Annotated in this window: 18 protein-coding genes; 4 read left to right on the top strand and 14 right to left on the bottom strand. The window is 67.4% G+C overall.

The features are described from left to right. On the bottom strand, positions 1-186 hold the full coding sequence (locus tag ACSQ1W_RS12050; protein WP_192271947.1) for a hypothetical protein: 186 nt from the start codon (positions 184-186) through the stop codon (positions 1-3). Positions 187-360: 174 nt separating this feature from the next. Here ACSQ1W_RS12050 and ACSQ1W_RS12055 point away from each other — a divergent pair, with 174 nt between their 5' ends. Then, positions 361-588: a hypothetical protein gene (locus ACSQ1W_RS12055; RefSeq protein WP_436043767.1), complete on the top strand. Its 228-nt coding sequence runs from the start codon at positions 361-363 to the stop codon at positions 586-588. Positions 589-600: 12 nt separating this feature from the next. Here ACSQ1W_RS12055 and ACSQ1W_RS12060 read toward each other — a convergent pair whose 3' ends face one another. From ACSQ1W_RS12060 to ACSQ1W_RS12100, 9 genes are all read right to left on the bottom strand, one after another. After that, a complete protein-coding gene (locus tag ACSQ1W_RS12060) occupies positions 601-966 on the bottom strand; it encodes a response regulator (protein WP_436043768.1) in 366 nt (121 codons plus the stop codon). Next, entirely contained in the window at positions 963-2,339 is a 1,377-nt protein-coding gene (locus ACSQ1W_RS12065; protein WP_436043770.1) for a sensor histidine kinase, read from the bottom strand. The genes ACSQ1W_RS12060 and ACSQ1W_RS12065 overlap by 4 nt, the downstream gene beginning before the upstream one ends. Before the next feature lie 220 nt (positions 2,340-2,559). Next, positions 2,560-2,895 (bottom strand): hypothetical protein, encoded by a 336-nt coding sequence (locus ACSQ1W_RS12070; RefSeq protein ID WP_192271955.1) that lies wholly within the window; start codon positions 2,893-2,895, stop codon positions 2,560-2,562. Positions 2,896-2,921: 26 nt separating this feature from the next. Beyond that, complete coding sequence (locus ACSQ1W_RS12075) at positions 2,922-3,413, bottom strand: hypothetical protein (RefSeq protein ID WP_436043772.1); 492 nt, start codon at positions 3,411-3,413, stop codon at positions 2,922-2,924. 94 nt (positions 3,414-3,507) lie between these two features. After that, on the bottom strand, positions 3,508-3,783 hold the full coding sequence (locus ACSQ1W_RS12080) for a hypothetical protein (protein WP_436043774.1): 276 nt from the start codon (positions 3,781-3,783) through the stop codon (positions 3,508-3,510). Positions 3,784-3,788: 5 nt separating this feature from the next. Next, positions 3,789-4,190, bottom strand: coding sequence for a hypothetical protein (locus ACSQ1W_RS12085; RefSeq protein WP_436043776.1), 402 nt, complete (start codon positions 4,188-4,190; stop codon positions 3,789-3,791). Positions 4,191-4,222: 32 nt separating this feature from the next. Then, positions 4,223-4,501: a hypothetical protein gene (locus tag ACSQ1W_RS12090; protein ID WP_436043778.1), complete on the bottom strand. Its 279-nt coding sequence runs from the start codon at positions 4,499-4,501 to the stop codon at positions 4,223-4,225. A 347-nt stretch (positions 4,502-4,848) separates the two neighbouring features. After that, a complete protein-coding gene (locus tag ACSQ1W_RS12095; RefSeq protein WP_436043780.1) occupies positions 4,849-5,202 on the bottom strand; it encodes a hypothetical protein in 354 nt (117 codons plus the stop codon). A gap of 414 nt (positions 5,203-5,616) precedes the next feature. After that, positions 5,617-7,389, bottom strand: coding sequence for a methyl-accepting chemotaxis protein (locus tag ACSQ1W_RS12100; protein ID WP_436043782.1), 1,773 nt, complete (start codon positions 7,387-7,389; stop codon positions 5,617-5,619). Positions 7,390-7,710: 321 nt separating this feature from the next. Between ACSQ1W_RS12100 and ACSQ1W_RS12105 the strand changes: the two genes are divergently transcribed. Together ACSQ1W_RS12105 and ACSQ1W_RS12110 are read left to right on the top strand one after the other, a co-directional pair. Then, on the top strand, positions 7,711-9,606 hold the full coding sequence (locus ACSQ1W_RS12105) for a diguanylate cyclase domain-containing protein (RefSeq protein ID WP_436043784.1): 1,896 nt from the start codon (positions 7,711-7,713) through the stop codon (positions 9,604-9,606). Continuing rightward, entirely contained in the window at positions 9,603-12,569 is a 2,967-nt protein-coding gene (locus ACSQ1W_RS12110) for a bifunctional diguanylate cyclase/phosphodiesterase (protein ID WP_436043786.1), read from the top strand. Before ACSQ1W_RS12105 ends, ACSQ1W_RS12110 begins: the two co-directional genes overlap by 4 nt. Positions 12,570-12,644: 75 nt before the next feature. Here ACSQ1W_RS12110 and ACSQ1W_RS12115 read toward each other — a convergent pair whose 3' ends face one another. The 4 genes from ACSQ1W_RS12115 to ACSQ1W_RS12130 all read right to left on the bottom strand — a co-directional run bounded on the left by ACSQ1W_RS12115 (position 12,645) and on the right by ACSQ1W_RS12130 (position 16,105). Beyond that, positions 12,645-13,118, bottom strand: coding sequence for a hypothetical protein (locus tag ACSQ1W_RS12115; protein ID WP_436043787.1), 474 nt, complete (start codon positions 13,116-13,118; stop codon positions 12,645-12,647). A 428-nt stretch (positions 13,119-13,546) separates the two neighbouring features. Beyond that, on the bottom strand, positions 13,547-14,149 hold the full coding sequence (locus ACSQ1W_RS12120) for a hypothetical protein (protein ID WP_436043789.1): 603 nt from the start codon (positions 14,147-14,149) through the stop codon (positions 13,547-13,549). Next, positions 14,136-14,993 carry a hypothetical protein gene (locus ACSQ1W_RS12125; protein ID WP_436043791.1) on the bottom strand — a complete coding sequence of 286 codons (858 nt, stop codon included), beginning with the start codon at positions 14,991-14,993 and terminating at the stop codon, positions 14,136-14,138. The genes ACSQ1W_RS12120 and ACSQ1W_RS12125 overlap by 14 nt, the downstream gene beginning before the upstream one ends. Positions 14,994-15,220: 227 nt before the next feature. Continuing rightward, positions 15,221-16,105 carry a nuclease-related domain-containing protein gene (locus ACSQ1W_RS12130; RefSeq protein WP_436043793.1) on the bottom strand — a complete coding sequence of 295 codons (885 nt, stop codon included), beginning with the start codon at positions 16,103-16,105 and terminating at the stop codon, positions 15,221-15,223. A 92-nt stretch (positions 16,106-16,197) separates the two neighbouring features. Here ACSQ1W_RS12130 and ACSQ1W_RS12135 point away from each other — a divergent pair, with 92 nt between their 5' ends. Continuing rightward, positions 16,198-16,548 carry a nucleotide pyrophosphohydrolase gene (locus ACSQ1W_RS12135; RefSeq protein ID WP_436043794.1) on the top strand — a complete coding sequence of 117 codons (351 nt, stop codon included), beginning with the start codon at positions 16,198-16,200 and terminating at the stop codon, positions 16,546-16,548. The last annotated feature ends 7 nt before the right edge of the window (positions 16,549-16,555 follow it).

Here is a 16,555-nt window from a genome sequence, read left to right on the forward strand (position 1 = left end):
CTATATCTGTGCGGGATGGTCGCGGAGCTGGCCTTCCGCAGCGCCGGGCTCCACAGCCGGATCGTTGCGTTCCTCGTTGGTACGTTTTCCGGGCGATTCGCCGCGCGTCATCGGGCCGTCGGGACGGCGTTGCCGCTCCCATGCATTCGGGGCCACGGGCGTGGCATCAGGGGTTTTGCGATCCATGGCGGGTCCTCGCTTGCGAGCGGCCAGCGTGGCCGGCAAAACGTTGAAGATGCGTGATGAGCGCGTGCAGGTTTTCAGCCCGCAGTCACCCGACGCGTCCTGATCGACTGGACGCTGAACCCGCGCATCGTCTGCGCACGGCGTCTTTACGAATGCGTCAGCAGCATGTCAGTCATGCTCTGCCAAGAACGCATCGATGCGCGTCTCTCCGACGCCGAAAGCCTGGTCCGCGCGCATGCCGACATCGGCGATCCGCAGCTGTTCCTGCGCAACCTGTGGACGCAGGTCTACGACCAGGCGCCCATGCACCTGCGCTCGGCCGTGCTGCGTCGCCTGCACGCCCTCTCGCGCCATCTCGGCGTGGCGTACGTACACGGCGGGGATGCCGCGCCGTCGTCGTGAGGCGGAAGGGTGTCAGTGCGTTGGCTGCAGCCGCGCCAGCGCCGCTTCGATGTCGTTGCGGCGGAACGGCTTGGCCAGCACCGGCGCGTCGGCGAAGCGCGGCGGCAATCCCTGCTGCCCGTAGCCGGTGGTGAACAGGAACGGGGTGCCGCGCTCGCGCAGCGCATCGGCGACCGGAAAGGACTCCGTGCCGGCGAGATTGACATCCACCACCGCCAGGTCGATCTGCAGCGCCTGCAGCTGCTCCAGTGCCTGGTCCACCGATGCGGCGGTGCCGGCCACTTCGTAGCCCAGCGTCGGCAGCAGCTCTTCCATCAGCATGACCAGCATGAATTCGTCCTCGACGATGAAAACGCGCTTGGCGGCATCCGGGGTCATGCGACGGCTCCTGTGTTGGCGAGGGGGGCGGTGATCTCGCAGACCACGCCGGTGGGCAGGAATTCCAGCGAGACGTGGCCGCCCAGGTCATGGCGCAGACCGCGTTCGATCATGCGCGAACCGAAGCCGCGACGCTCCGGCGTCGCGACCGGCGGCCCGTCGCGTTCTTCCCAGCGCAGCACCAGGCAGTCGCGTCCATCGCGCGTCTCGCGCGTCCAGCGGATGTCGACATGGCCGTGCTCGCCCGACAGCGCGCCGTACTTCATCGCGTTGGTGCACAGCTCGTGCAGCGCCATGGTCAGCGCCAGCGCGCGCTGCGGTTCCAGTTCGATGGGAAAGCCCTGCAGGGTGAAGCGGTGGTTGTCGCCCTGCGTGCACGGCGCGATCGCGGTGCGCACGATCGCCTCCAGCGGCGCGTTCACCCATTGCTTCAGGGTCAGCATGTCGTGGGCCTGGCTCAACGCGTGCAGGCGCGCCTCGAAGCGGTCGTAGGCGGGCGACGCATCGCCGTTGGTGCCCAGCGTCTGCAGGGCGATGGACTGCACGATGGCCAGCGTGTTCTTGACCCGGTGGTTGAGTTCGGCGAGCAGCAGGCGCTGGTGCTCCTCGTGGCGCTTGCGCTCGCTGATGTCGGTGGCCGCGCCGAACCATTCGGTGATCTGGCCGCCGATCGGGCGGATCGGCACCGCGCGCGAGGACACCCACGACCAGCCGCCATCGTCGTTGCGGACGCGGTGCTCGGCTTCGTAGGGCGTCTGGGTGGCACGCGCATGGGCGATGGCGTCGCGGACCCGGTCGCGGTCGTCGGGGTGGATCAGCACCTCCAGCCAGTCCGGTGTCAGCGACCCGTGCCGGCCCAGCAGCAGGCTGCCGCCGACGATGTCCACTTCGCTCCAGTCGGCGTTGGTGCGGTAGACCAGGTCGGTGGTGGCGTCGACCATCGCCGCCAGCCGTTCCTCGCTGCGACGGCGCGCGTCTTCGTGCAGCTTGCGGTCGGTGACGTCGCGGGTGGTGCCGGCGACCGCCTCGACCTGTCCATCCGGTCCGATCACCGGCATCAGCAGGTAATCGTAGATGCGGCGGCCGTTGGTGCCGTTGAACGGCACGTCGCCGCGCACCGGCTGGCGGGTGGCGACGACCTGCTCGATCTCGCGGTCGTGCAACGCCGCATGCCAGGGCTCGTAGCCGATCTCCAGGCAGTTCTTGCCGATCGCTTCGTCCCAGGTCATGCCCCACATGGCGAGCAGCGCGGCATTGGCGTAGGTAAAGCGGTGCTGCAGGTCCCACATGTAGACCAGGTCGGGCGTGACCTGCAGGAGGGTTTCGTACAGCCGGGCCCGCTGCTCCAACGGAGCCGCCGGTCCGGCTGCCATCAACGGATTGTCCACGCGTGTCCTTGCCCACCTGCAACGCGTTCAGCTTATCGTCCGCGCGTGTCGGCAACCCGTGAAACCACGTGCGCCACATACCTGCGGTTAATCCTTCGCGAAACACAGCCTGCCGACGACGATGACGATCGCGATGGATAACCCGATGCCGCGGTCGACACGCCGGCACCGTCGATTCGCGTGTCGATGCGCTCCGACGCTGCCCTCAGCGGGCCTCCGTCAGCAGTCCGTACGCCACCAGCCCCCCGAACAGGAGCAGCAGGCCCAGCGCGAACACACCGGTCCCGATCACGCCGCGTTGCCAGCCTTTCAGCGCATTCCAGCGATCGGACAGGTCGGCGAACGGCACGCCCGTGACCGATTGCACCAGACCCGCCAGCGCGAATCCGCCGGGCACCACCATCGCCAGCAGACCGAACGGTCCGCCCGGCAACGCAAAGTCGGGGCTGGCGGCACGCTGCGCCGAATACCACGCGATGATGAAGCCGAACACGGTGCCCGATGCCGCGAACTGCAGGAAACCCCTGAAGCGGATGCTCACGATGCCGTCCTTGTCGTTCGATGATGTCAACGCGCGTCCGGCGCCGGGACCGGCGGCGCGAAAAGACCCTTCTGGCTATCCGCGAATGCGTAGACGACCCTGCCGCCCTTCTGCGCAGCATGCACGCGCAGCACCAGCCAGTACCCGCCCAGCGACGCCGGCCCCTGCGTGGGAACCCTGGGGGTCGACGCCCCCAGGGACACGGACTCGCCGGCCTTCAGCGTGGTCCTGTATTCGATCGTGGACGAGCACGTCCCCAGGCTCCAGACCTCCACGGATTTCTGGTACGCCAGGCACACGCTGTAGCCCACGATCCTGCGCCCGTCGGGCGAGTCGGCGTTGGCGGTCAGGGTGACGTCGTCGAGCGCGATGGTGATGTCGCGCCCGGACACGGCCAGCGTGCCGGCCGCGGTGGCGCCGACACCCCAGTCGTCGCTGTTCGGCGCGAACGCGACCGGCGTCGCGGGCGTGCTTGCACTCGCCTGCAGCAGGGCAACAAGGAACACGCTACTGATCATCTGCGCACTCTCCAGAAACCTTAGGGACGACAGGCACGAGGACGGAAGGAACGGCCACAAGCCGGATGACCCCGCACGCCGCACGAGCGACACGTCACCTGCGAACCCGCAAGGCGATCATGAGCACCATCAAGGACAGGCCGAGCGCCACCCACACCAGACCGAAGACCAGGTTATACAGCGGCTGGCCGAAGAGTGTCAGCAGCGCTTGCTCCAGGCCGCACGTGCGACCGCATGGCCCCGTCCCGTCGGGACGCAGAAACAGCATGATGGAGCCATAGCCCACCAGCACAAGGCCCAGGAAAACACCGAACGCGACAACGACGCGCGGCGGCCGCTTTCGCATGGCCTTGGAGGATGTCTTCCACATGCCGTTCAACGCCTGTCCGATCCGTGAAGCGGATCCGGCGTGGGGCGGTCGGGCGGCTCTCCACTCCGCTTCACCGACATCACCGCGAACAGGAAGGACAGGCCCAACCCCAGGATGAGCAGCGACTCGCACGCGCGTCCGATCCGATGCGTGTACCCCATGGCCGCAAGCACGGCCGCGGCGTTGCTGCTGTCTGTCGCCGCGGGGACCGGCGGAGGCGTGCCGAACAGGAACACATCCAACCACGTCACGATGGATTCGCTCCAGACGGCCCATATCGCGATCGCAGCCATGCTGGCGACCAGCGCGCCACCCGCGTACCTGCCGGCGCGCCAGGCAAGCAACAGAAGGCCCGCGAGCGCCGCCAGCCATCCCGCGTTCTGGGCCATCGTCAGTGCCAGTTGCATGCGACGCTCCTATCCGACCTGATGCCTGAGCCCTAGAACCGCCACGGCTGCGGATGCAGGAAGGGTTGCGCGATCATCAGCGCCCACAGCAGCAAGGCCGCGACGAGCGCCAGCTTCGCCGTCGGGCTTCGATAGGAGTCGGTGGCGGCCAGCAGCAGGAAGGACAGCGGCGCCAGCACATCCATGGCCAGCTGCAGCGGGTGCCGAAGGTCGAGCGATATCGCCAGGTAGATCGGCACGAGTGCGATGCAGAAGTACGCCACCCGGGCGAGTGGCGATATGCGCGAGGAAGGCCGGGATTGCTGCGTCATGCCCCTGCTCCATGTCCGTGTGGAAACGTTCGCGATGCGTCCGGGTACCCGCGTGACGTTCAAGGCGCCCCGTGATCCGATCATACCCGGCCCGCGGCCACCCGTAGGGCGGGCTCAAGCCCGCCGTCGCACGACGTCACCTCGCGTGGAAAGCGGCGAACACGGGTTCCCGCGGGGTCCAACCACACGACGCCTGCCGGCATCAGGACGGCGGGCTTGAGCCCGCCCTACGCGGCCGTCGCGTAGACATCGCGTCGCATGAAAGCGGCGAACATGGACTCCCGCGTGATCCAATCCATCCAACGGCGCCTGCCGGCAGGACGGCGGGCGTGAGCCCGCCCTACGCGCTAGTCGATGTAGGCCTGCTCGGCGGACACGACGCGTCCGTCCTTCGCCTTGACCATGCACAGGAATCGCGACAATGGCGTCATGCCCACGTACATGATGGCGAGACTGTCGAAGCCGCCCGACGATGACCAGCGGGCGCTGCGCGTGCTGGCACCGTCCTCGAGCGCCCGCTCGATCAGCGGCGCGGCATCCGAACCGGGAAGGATCGACGCACACATGGCCGCTGCCTTGCGCGCCGCCACACGGTCGGCATACAGGCCGTAGGCGGAAAACACGGCAAACAGAACGACCAGCGCAAGCGCGATCTTGCCGAGCCCGATGACCAGGCTTCTCAGGAACTTGAGGAATGGCATCGATGCCGCACCAGGTGTAGGACGGGACATCAGCCTACGCGATGCCTGCTCCGTAGGGCGGGCTCAAGCCCGCCGTCGCACGCCATCACGTCGCGGAGAAAGCGGCGAACACGGGTTCCCGCGCGATCCATCCACACGCCGCCTGCCGCAGGACGGCGGGCTTGAGCCCGCCCTACGCGGCCGTCGCACGGCGTCACGTCGTGTGGAGAGCGGCCAACACAGGCTCCCGCGCGGTCCATCCACACGACGCCTGCCGGCATCCGGACGGCGGGCTTGAGCCCGCCCTACGCGGCCGTTGCACGACGTCACGTCGCATGAAAAGGGGCGAACACAGGTTCCCGCGCGGTCCATCCACACGACGCCTGCCGGCATCCGGACAGCGGGCTTGAGCCCGCCCTACTTGCGTGCGCCGCCTTATGCGTGGAAGCGCTCCACCGCTTCCAGCAGCTGTGCGGCCTGGTCCTGCAGGCTGTGCGCGGCGGCGGAGGCTTCCTCCACCAGGGCGGCGTTCTGCTGGGTGTTGTGGTCGATGTGGTTGATGGTCTGGTTGACCTGGTCCAGCGCGAGGCTCTGTTCCTGCGAGGCCTGGCTGATCTGGCCGATCAGCGCGCTCACCCGCGCCACGCTGGCGACGATCTCTTCCATGTTGGCGCCGGCGTCCTCCACCTGGCGGCTGCCCGCTTCCACCCGCGCCAGCGAATCGCCGATCAGCTGCTTGATCTCGCGCGCCGCACCACCGCAGCGCTGGGCCAGCGAGCGCACTTCGCTCGCCACCACCGCGAATCCCCTGCCCTGCTCGCCCGCACGCGCCGCTTCGACGGCGGCGTTGAGCGCCAGGATGTTGGTCTGGAACGCGATGCCGTCGATCACGCCGATGATGTCGGCGATGCGCCGCGACGAGGCGTTGATCTGCGCCATGGTGTCCACCACGCCATGCACCACCTGCCCGCCGCGTGCGGCGACATCGGTCGCGCCCACCGCCAGGTCGGCGGCCATGCGGGCATTGTCGGCGGTGTGGCGCACGGTCGCGCTCAGCTCGGCCACCGACGAGGCGGTTTCCTCCACCGAGGCGGCCTGCTGTTCGGTGCGCACGGACAGGTCGCTGTTGCCCGCGGCGATGTCGCGCACGCCGGCATTGACCACTTCGGCCGCACCATGGATGTCGCCTACCAGGCTGCCCATCATCTCCACCAGCGCGTTGATGCCCTGGCACAGCTCGGCCACCGCGCCGTCCTTGTCGCGGGTCGGCACGCGCGCGGTCAGGTCGCCCGACTGCGCCGCCTGCACCACCTGCCGGCTCTGCGCCAGCGCGGCCTGCATGGCCAGCGTGGCGCGCACTTGCGCGGTCACGTCGGTGGCGTACTTGACCACCTTCACCGGGCGCCCGGAGGCATCGAAGATCGGGTTGTACGAGGCCTGGATCCAGATCTCGCGCCCGCCCTTGCCATGGCGCAGGTACTGGCCGGCGTCGTACTCGCCGCGGCCCAGCTTCTGCCAGAACGCACGGTACTCGGCGCTGTCGCGGTAGGCCGCGTCGGCGAACATGGAATGGTGCCGGCCCTGCACTTCCTCCAGCGTGTAGCCCATCGCATCGAGGAAATTCCGGTTGGCCGACAGGATGGTGCCGGTCAGGTCGAATTCGATCACCGCCTGCGATTTGCCGATCGCCGCCAGCTGACCGGCGTAGTCGGCGGCCTGCAACCTTTCCCTGGTGATGTCGGTGGCGAACTTGATGACCTTGTACGGTTTCCCGTGCGGATCGAACACGGGGTTGTACGAGGCCTGGATCCAGACCTCGCGCCCGCCCTTGCCGAGGCGCCGGTACTGGCCTTCGTCGAATTCGCCGCGGCCCAGCCGCGCCCAGAAATCGCGGTAGTCCGCGCTCGCCGCATAGTCGCCGTCGACGAACATGCGGTGGTGCCGGCCGACGATCTCCGGCAGCGTGTAGCCCAGCGCGCCGAGGAAGTTGGCGTTGGCGGTCAGGATGTTGCCGGCCAGGTCGAACTCGATGACGGCCTGCACCTTGTGCAGCGCATCCACCTGCGCCTGCAGTTCGGCCAGCCGCGCCAGGCGCTGCCCCTCCTTGGCCGATACCCGCTGTCCGCCGCCGGCCAGCCGGGCGACCCACGAGCGCCACTCGAAGGCGGGCCGGGCGTGGTCGGGCGAGAAGGTGGCGGCAGTGGTCATGGTGATGCTCCTGGGTGTGTTCGCGATGGCGTACCCGGTCGGATCGACAGGGCGGCTGGCGCTGCGCCGGCGCGCTCACATCGATCGCACCGCACCTGCATAACGGCCCTGCGCACCCTGCCTTGAGGGCGCGACACGCCGACCGGGCAGGTAAATGCATATCCGTGACAAACCTCTGTTTTTCCGCTGTTTCGCGGTGCTAACGCAGAGTGAGCAGCCCTTACGCGCGCGCTACGCGACAGCAACGCAGGCCTCGCCTCCACGCGATGCAAACATGTCCGGCGAGAGGATGGCCGCATGTCGCACTGACAGGATGTTGGCATGTCCACGTGGCCTCGCAGGATGGGAGGGTCGGACATCGTCCTGGTCGCCTTGCTGATGGTGGCGGGTGCCTGGTTGTCGATCCGCTGGGCCGTCGGGCCCGGCGCGCTGCCGGCCGTGTGGATGCCGGCCGGCCTGCTGTGCGCGTGGCTGCTGGTGCGGCCACGCGACACGTGGTGGCGCTACGGTGTCGCCGGCCTGGTGGCGGATGCCGCGGGCCAATGGCTGGCCGGCACGCCGACCGCCATCGCGCTGCCGCTGGCCCTCTGCCATCTCTTCGAATCGTTCTGCGTCGCGTTCTTCATCCGCCGCAGCATTCCCGACATCAGCGATCCGCGGCACTGGGTGCATCTGGGCGGCGTCGCCACCGCCAGTACCGTCTTGGCCTGCGCGATCTCGGGGGCGGTGGTGTCGCAACTGGCCCGCCTGCTGCCCGGCGCGGATCCGCTGATGACGTTCGCCCCGTGGTACGGCGCGCATGTGCTGGGCCTGGTGATCGTGGGCACCACCGCGCTGATCGTCCATGTGGAAGGCCTGCGCTCGCTCGCACCGCCGGGCCGGCGCGTCGGCTTCCTGCTGGGCATGGCGCTGGTGGCGTTGATGGCGGGACTGGCGTTCATGACCCACTACGCGCTGCTCTTCGTCACCTATCCGCCGGTGCTGTTCGCGGCGTTCCGCCACCGCTTCGGCGGCGTCGCGGTCGGCGTGTCGCTGCTCGCCGTCATCGGCGTGGGGTTCACCGCCGCGGGCCACGGCCCGCTCGCGGACCTGCCCGCGCTGGACGATGCCTGGCGCACGGTACTGCTGCAGCTGTATCTCGCCGGTGCCTGCCTCATCACCCTGCCGGTGGTGCTGGCGATGGCCGAGCGCGACCGCCTGACTGCGCGCGTGCGCGACAGCGAGCAGCGCTACCGGCTGTTGGCCGACTTCTCCGGCGACCTGGTGGTGCGGCTGGATGCGGCCGGCGAACGCACCTACGTGTCGCCGTCGTCGCGCGAAATGCTGGGCTGGGCGCCCGAGGAGATGCTGGGCACGCGCTGGGACCTGCTGCACCCCGACGACCGCGAGGCGCAACGGCAGGCGATGCTGGAAGTCGTCGCCTCCGGCCTGCCGCAGACGCACCGCTACCGCGTGCGCCATCGCGATGGCCGCTACGTGTGGACGGAAGTGGTGATGCGCTCGGCACCGCGCGACGGCGACGACGGCGCGCGCGACCTGATCCTGTCCGGGCGCGACATCAGCAAGCGCGTCGCCGCCGAACAGGCGCTGGAGGCCAGCCGCCAGGAACTGCAGCGGCTGTCGATGATCGATGCGCTCACCGGCATCGCCAACCGGCGCCAGCTGGAACACCGCCTGTCGCTGTCGATCTCCCGGCTGGGCGAGGAAGGCAGCGCGATGGCGCTGTTCTTCCTCGACATCGACTACTTCAAGGGCATCAACGACACCCATGGCCATACCAGCGGCGACGGCGTGATCCGCACCTTCGCCCAGCGGCTGCAGACGCATGCCGGCCCCGACGCGCTGGTGGTCCGGCTGGGCGGCGACGAGTTCGTCATCCTGCTGGACGGCGACGTGACGCTGGCGTCCGCCGCCAAGGTCGCGCGCAAGCTGCTGGTGGCCGTGCGGGCGCCCATGCGCATCGGCAACACCACGCTCACCGTGACCACCAGCATCGGCGTCGCATTCACCGCCGGGCCCGCCAGCGAGGACGACCTGTTGGCGGCGGCGGACGAAGCCCTGTACAAAGCCAAGCAGAAGGGGCGCGACCGGTACGAGGTCGCGGTCGTCGCGGTGGGGGGCGACCCTGGCGGGACAGGACACGGGACGGCCGCGCCGGCCGGCGACGATCCGTCGCGCGCCGGCCGCGGACGCCGCAGCAGATGGGGGACCGGATGAAGGCAGCAGCATCGGACGCCGCCACGGCACGGACCACGTTCGTGCGCTGGATCGGCATCTGGCTGGGGATCGTGATCAGCGCCGGCCTGCTGTTCACCATCTTCCTGGACCGTTCGGCACGGACCGACGCCGCGCGCCGCCAGAGCATGGCGGTGACGATGGGCGTGGACCGGCTGCTGCATTTCGAGATCCGCAACCTGGAACGCGCCATGCGCGGCATGGCCACCATCGCGGACGGCTACGCCAACGACCACGAGGACCGGAGCCGCTGGGACCTGCCCGGCGAGATCCGCGGCGTCGTCTCCCGCCATGCGGAACTGCAGGACATCGACCTGTACGGCCGGGACGGCCAGGCGATCTATCGCGGCGTCAGCACCTACGGGCAGGACACCCTGCCTCTCGACATCCAGCGCGCACCGCCGCGTGCGCTCAACGTCGGCAGGCTGATCGTCGAAGGACGGGCGGAACCCATCGTGCCGTTGATGCTGCGTACCCCCGAAGGCCACTGGCTGGTGGCGCGCCTGCGCACGGCCGAGCTGCAGCGGATGCTGGAAGACCTGGATGTCGGCAAGGAAGGCAGCGTCGGCATCCTCAGCCACGACGGCATCGTGCTGGCGCGACGCGGCGCCAGCGGGGCGCACGTGGGGCGGCAGGTCCCGGTGCCCGCCGGCCTGACATCGGGCGAGACCTCACAGGTGGACGTGGTCAGCCGGCTGGACGGCGTCGAGCGCTTCGCGAGTTTCGCCGGCACCAGCGGCTATCCGTTCGTGGTGGCCGCCGGCATCTCGAAACGCGAGGCGCTGGCGCCGTGGCGGAACTACGCGGTGACCGCCATCGTGCTGCTGGCGCTGTACTGGCTGGGCACGCTCTACCTGATGCGCAGGACCGCCAGTTCGGAGTCCGCGCGCGACCTCGCCCACGACGAACTGCAGCGGCACGCGGACTGGCTGGCCAAGGCGCAGGAGGCCTCGCAGGCCGGCGTGTGGGCGATGGAACAGGACAGCGACCGCGTGCGCGCCTCGGCGCATGCCGCGCGCCTGTTCGGCTTCCCGCCGGTGCCCGGCATGCTGCCGCTGGGCGAGTTCTTCGCGCGGATGCACGACGACGACCGCGCGCGCGTTGAGCAGGCCTTCGCGGCGTCATGGGAGAACGGCACGCCGTTCCATGCCGAGTACCGCATCCTCCTGCCGGATGGCCGGCAGCGCTGGATCGACGCCAAGGGCGCGCCGGCCCACGACCCGGGCCAGGTGCCGCGCATGAGCGGCACCATCGTCGATGTCAGCGAGCGCCGCGACCAGCAGGAACAGTTGGCGCGGGCGGAAGCCCAGTTCCGCGAGCTGTTCGAACTGAACCCGCTGCCGTTCTGGGTCTACGACGTGCACACCCTGCGCTTCCTGGCGGTGAACGGCACGGCGATCCGCCGCTACGGTTACTCGCGCGAGGAATTCCTCGGCATGACCATCCTGCAGATCCGTCCGCCGGAGGAACACGCCGCGGTGCTGGCGAGCGTCGAGGAGGCCACCGAACCCGACGATGGGTTGCGTGTGTGGCTGCACGCCACGCGCAGCGGCAAGCGCATCCACGTGCGCATCCACAGCAGCCGCATCCGCTTCGACGGGCACGATGCGCGCCTGGTGCTGGCGGAGGACGTCAGCGAGCGGGTCGCCTACGAATACGATCTGGCCTGGCGCGCGGCGCACGACGAGAACACCGGCCTGCTCAACCAGCGCACGTTCGTGGAGCGGGTGGAGCAGTTGACGCGGCACGATCCCGAGGCCACGTACGCGGTGGTGTACGTGCAGCTGCGCGACCTGGAGCTGGTGTCGCCGATGTTCGGGCGGCGCACGCGCGACGAGATCATCGCCGCCATCGCGCGCCGCATCGCCGCGACGGACGGCGGGGCCGGCCCGGTGGCCTACGTGCCGGCCGATGCCTTCCTGATCGCGGTGCCGCAGGCCGCGCAGTGGGATCGCGTGGTCGACGACCTGCACGCACTGTTCGCCGCGCCGGTGGTGTCGGAGACCGGCAGCCACCGGGTGGAAGCCTGGATCGGCGTGGCGTTCCAGCAGCAGCCCGAGCAGAGTGGCGAAGAGGTCATCGGCCACGCCGCGCTGGCGGCGCTGCAGGCGCGCACCGAGAACGTGCCGACGATGCACTACACGGACCTGCTGGCGGAAAAGGCGAGCGCGCGCATGGCGATCGTCGGCCGGCTGCGGCATGCGCTGGCGAACGGGGAGTTCGAGCTGTTCTTCCAGCCCATCCAGCGCATGCGCGACGGCACGGTGGTGGCCGCCGAGGCCCTGCTGCGCTGGCGCACGCCGGACGGTTACGTGCCGCCGTCGAGTTTCATTCCGCTGAGCGAGGAATCGGGGCTGATCGTCCCGATCGGCGAATGGGTCATCGAGCAGGCGGCGCAGGCGCAGGCGCGGCTGGTCGCGGCGGGTTTTCCGCAGGTCGCGGTGGCCATCAATGTGTCCGCAGTGCAGTTCATGTCGGGCGCGGTACCGCGGCAGATCCGCGAGGCGGCGCGGCGCCATGGGCTGGCGCGCGGTGCGCTGCACGTCGAGCTGACGGAGAGCGCGATGCTGCGGCGGCCGGATGCGGCGAAGTTCGCGATGGAGGAGTTGCAGCAGGACGGGGTGTGCGTGTCGATCGACGATTTCGGCACCGGTTTCTCCAGCATGGCCTACCTGCGCGACCTGTCGGTGGACCACCTGAAGATCGACCGCAGCTTCGTCGACCACGTGGACCAGGACCCGCGCAACGCGTCGATCTGCCGGGCGCTCATCGCGCTGGGCAAGGGCCTGGAACTGAGCATCGTGGCCGAAGGCGTGGAGCGCGCGGAGGAACTGGCCTGGCTGTCCACCCACGGCGTGGAGCAGGTGCAGGGCTACTACATCGCCCGCCCGGTACCGCTGGAGGCGTTCATCGCGTGGCTGGAGGCGCCGGTGGAATCGCGGTGAGGGGTGCGCTGCGGCCGCGGCTGACATGAGAAAGGCCCCGCGATGCGGGGCCTTCGTCGTTTGGAACAGGGAGGCTCAGACCTTCGGAGGTGGCGTTCCGTCCGCAGGTCGGCGGCGGCTGAAGCGCGAGGCGAGTTCGCGGCGGGCTTCGTCCACGCCCTTGTCCTTCCCCGCCACCTTCAGCACGCCGTAGACCTCCAGCGCGGCGGCCATCAGGTCGCTGCCGAGGGCGAGTTCGGTGTCGGCCATGCGTTGGGCCAGGTGGGCCAGCCGCATGGCGCGCGGACGCAGGATCTCGAGCGCCATGTGGTCGCGGCGGAATTCGTCGATGTCGAAGTCGCGCGGCATCAGGCCGGCATGCTGCTGGGCAACGTCGAGCGCAGTCGTGCAGAAGGCATGGGACTTGGTGCCCATCTTGAACAGTTCCCTGCGTTCTTCGACGGTCAGGGCGATGAGCATGTCGAGGTCGGCCTCGAGGGCATTCAACGAGCCATCGATGCGTTCCAGGCGGTCGCCATCGATGCTGGTACTGAAGCGGTTCTGCGTCATGGTGATTGCATCCTTTCAGGTTGTACCGGCCGGATCCGGCCGGCACTCGCAGCCTACCGCTGCACACCCTTGCTGCGACCTGTCACTTTTCTAATGGAGTAGTTCTCACACTAGACGTGGCGGTTGAGTGGAAAAGACTGACGCGCCAGCGGGAAAGACTGGGCGATGAGAGAGGAAGACTCGGCGACCAGTGAAAAAGACTGGCGCACCCGTCTTAGTGTGAGTGGATCCAGTGGCGAAGACTCAACGACGCGTCTTTGTGTGAGTAGAAACAGCGAGAAAGACTCAGCGATCAGCGGAAAAGACTCACGCGCCAGTCTTGGTGTGAGTAGAACCGGTGAAAAAGACTGGGCGATGAGTATTTGTGTGAGTAGAGAGAACGAGAGAGGCCGACGGTTCGATGACCATCGACCCCACTATCCGTTCGCTCAAGGCAGGGCCAGCTGTTGGCGGATGACACTGACGAGATCATCCGGGTTGTGCACGACATCCGGGAGCGGCATGGAGCGCCAGTAGCCTTGGAGGCTCTCGTGAACCTGGTGCCAAGCGGTCTGCTCCGTATCCGGCGCGTTGGCCTTGTCCCATACCGCATCAAACGAGTCAGTGGCGTCAGCGCTTGCCCGGTAAAGTTCCAGCTCAAGCACCGCAGCTCCCGCCGGCAGCAGGACAGGATCGGGGTCGCCCTTCACCCCCGCGGCTTTCCGCTTCTCAGGCTTGAAGGCGTCGTCAAGATACAGGCAGAACGACACCGCCATATCGCCCTTCTGGAGCGGACCACCGGCTACTTTCCGATAGACGTGGCGCGAGGCGAACAACGGCACCATGTCCCACAGCCACTTGCGCGTCGGCCGCGTCCCGCTGGCCGCAGGTCTCGCGGTGAACACCGGCTCCCAATACCAGAACTCGCTATCGAGCGCCTCAGCAGCCGCGTCCAGCGCAGGCATCATCCGCTGATAAAAGCCTACCGACAGGCGATGGGCAATCCTGACGTTCTCGACCAGCTCAACTGCCTGTTCCTTACTTGGATTCATACGTCCTTCTCAATGGATGGTTGGTTGAAAATTCAATGAGTGCGCCCCACTCCACCACGCGCTTAGTCGATGGAAGCGCCGAGGGTGCATCCGCACCCTTGCCGCCATGGGAGCGCGCAGGCCACGCAGCCAAAGATTCCAGCAACAGGTCGCGATTGCCGGGCCAGGCAACCAGGGGAGGCCACATCGCCGCGGGGGATGCCTTCGGCACAAGGCCGAACAAGTCGAAGGCCTGCATCCAGTCATCGAACACCGCATCGTCGGACGCAACGCCCGCGGATTGCCACGTGGACACGAACTCGATGAGGTCTTCCCACTCGCGGCACTGGATGGTCAAGGAGAACTCGCCATGAAGCTCGTCCTGAAGTTTCTCAATCTCTCCAGAACGCTGGGCTCTCAGACTCCTTCCCAGCGCGACGAAATGGACAGCAGACATCGGGTCTCGCTCTTTCGCACGATATTCCGCAGCGAGTGCTTGGATCTCTGCCCTCCACTGGCCCACATACTGATCACCGCCATAAGGCGGCTTGACTTCGATCAGCACGGCACCCGCCTGAAACGTCATCAGGACATCCGGCTCTACAAAAGAGCGGCCTTCCAGACCTTTCAGCCGCGGCCATAAATCGATGGCCTGAAGTTCGCCGAGCGTGCTCGACGCTGTCTCCTTGAGCAGGCAGCCCATCACGGCAACCAGCGCATCCCTGGACAGGTAGCGGAACCGACCGAACACGACGCCTGTCAGCAAGTCCTCGTTTCGGCGGAAAACTTCACGCCAATTCAAGCTGGCATCACTGCCGGGCAGCTGAACCCGACCCGCCTTGTTCTTGCTGATCGTCGTCAGCATGCCAAGGGCATCCCACTGGCGAGCCCCACAGACCACTTCTTCATGCATCTGCCCTGATGCGTGTAGAGCGAGATTATGGTTCGAGCTTCACCCCGCTGGCCAGTTCATAGGCGGGGCAGTGTTCGCCAACTCCAACATCTCATCTCGCGGATACCGATATTGGGGTTCTTTGTTTTCCCAACCTATGCACTCAAGCCCGCCGTATAAAGCGATCGGAAGCCTCGAAACTACAGCGCTGGATATCTGACGGCCAACGCCTGTGCAATCAACTTGCGCTGCTCCGGCGCCAAGCGCTCCTGGCCTCGTGCCAGAAAGTCCGCGCCCTTGCCCATCGGCGTAAACACCACCACGTCCGCGCCCTTGCCTGCCTCGGTGCGATCGATGAACCAACCCGGCAGCGCGAGCGCCGCCACGACAGGGACTTCCATGCCAAGCGCTTCGTGCAGCTTCCGCTTCAACCACTGCGCCTGTCGGCCGGCCTGGGCCAATGCGTCCGTACTGACGAAGTCGGGAAAGCGAAGCGTTTTGCCGTCATAGCTGACGCGATGCACGTCAGTTTCGCCCTTCCCCTTCGGCCGCCGGACCGATTTTGTTTCCACGGCATACACCGCACGCGGGCCAATGACGATGTGGTCAATATTGAAATTCTCGGCGGGCAGGTCGTGCATCACGACACACCCTTCCGCCACCAGTCGATTGAGCTGCATCCCGGTGACGCGCTCGGCGAGCAGGCCATCCTTGGCGGCCTGTGAAAGCCTGAAATGCTTCACGAAGCCATAGGCACCCCAGGCAAACAGGAGGAGCGCGCCCGCGACAAAGATCCAGGTGGCGCCATCCGGACGCAGGCGTTCTGGAGGCACGCGCACCATGGCCCATGCCAGCAGCATCAGGGGTGCGGACAGATACATCAGCAAGCCCGATACCAGCATGCCATCGCCGGCTTCGCTGTGCCGCTTGACCAGTTGCTGGCCCGGCACATGCCCCACCTGCCGTCCATAGAGAGGCGAGCGCCGTTCGACGCGCCCCTTCCATAGCCCGATACAGAACACGGTCAACACGCTGAATGCCAGCGACATCCCGCAGACCGCCAACATGATCAGGTTCGCCTTCAATGCCCCCTCCTTCCTTGGTCGCCACGGTATTACTGGCGTACGCCCCTAGCACCATATACTCACATTCCAGGGGGGCAAAGGAAGGGGTGGACATGAGCAACGAGGTGCAGGCGCTGCAAACCGCCCTTCGCCAGTTTGCGGAGGAACGGGACTGGGGTCAGTTCCATACCCCCAAGAATCTGGCGGCTTCCTTGTCCATCGAGGCCGCCGAGGTGCTGGAGCATTTCCAGTGGCTAACAGACCAGCAGAGCCAGGATCTTTCCCCGGAGCAACGGGAGAAGGTGGCGCTCGAGATCGCCCATGTCCTGCTCTACCTGCTGCAACTGTCCGACAAGCTCCAGATCGATCCGGTAGAGGCCGCCCAGCGGAAGCTGGCGTTGAACGCCGCCAAGTACCCGGTCGAGAAAGCCAAGGGCAGCAGCAAGAAGTACACGGAACTCTGACCGCACC

It is taken from the genome of Pseudoxanthomonas sp. LjRoot143, from assembly GCF_964252945.1.
In the GTDB taxonomy this organism is placed as follows: Bacteria; Pseudomonadota; Gammaproteobacteria; order Xanthomonadales; family Xanthomonadaceae; genus Pseudoxanthomonas_A.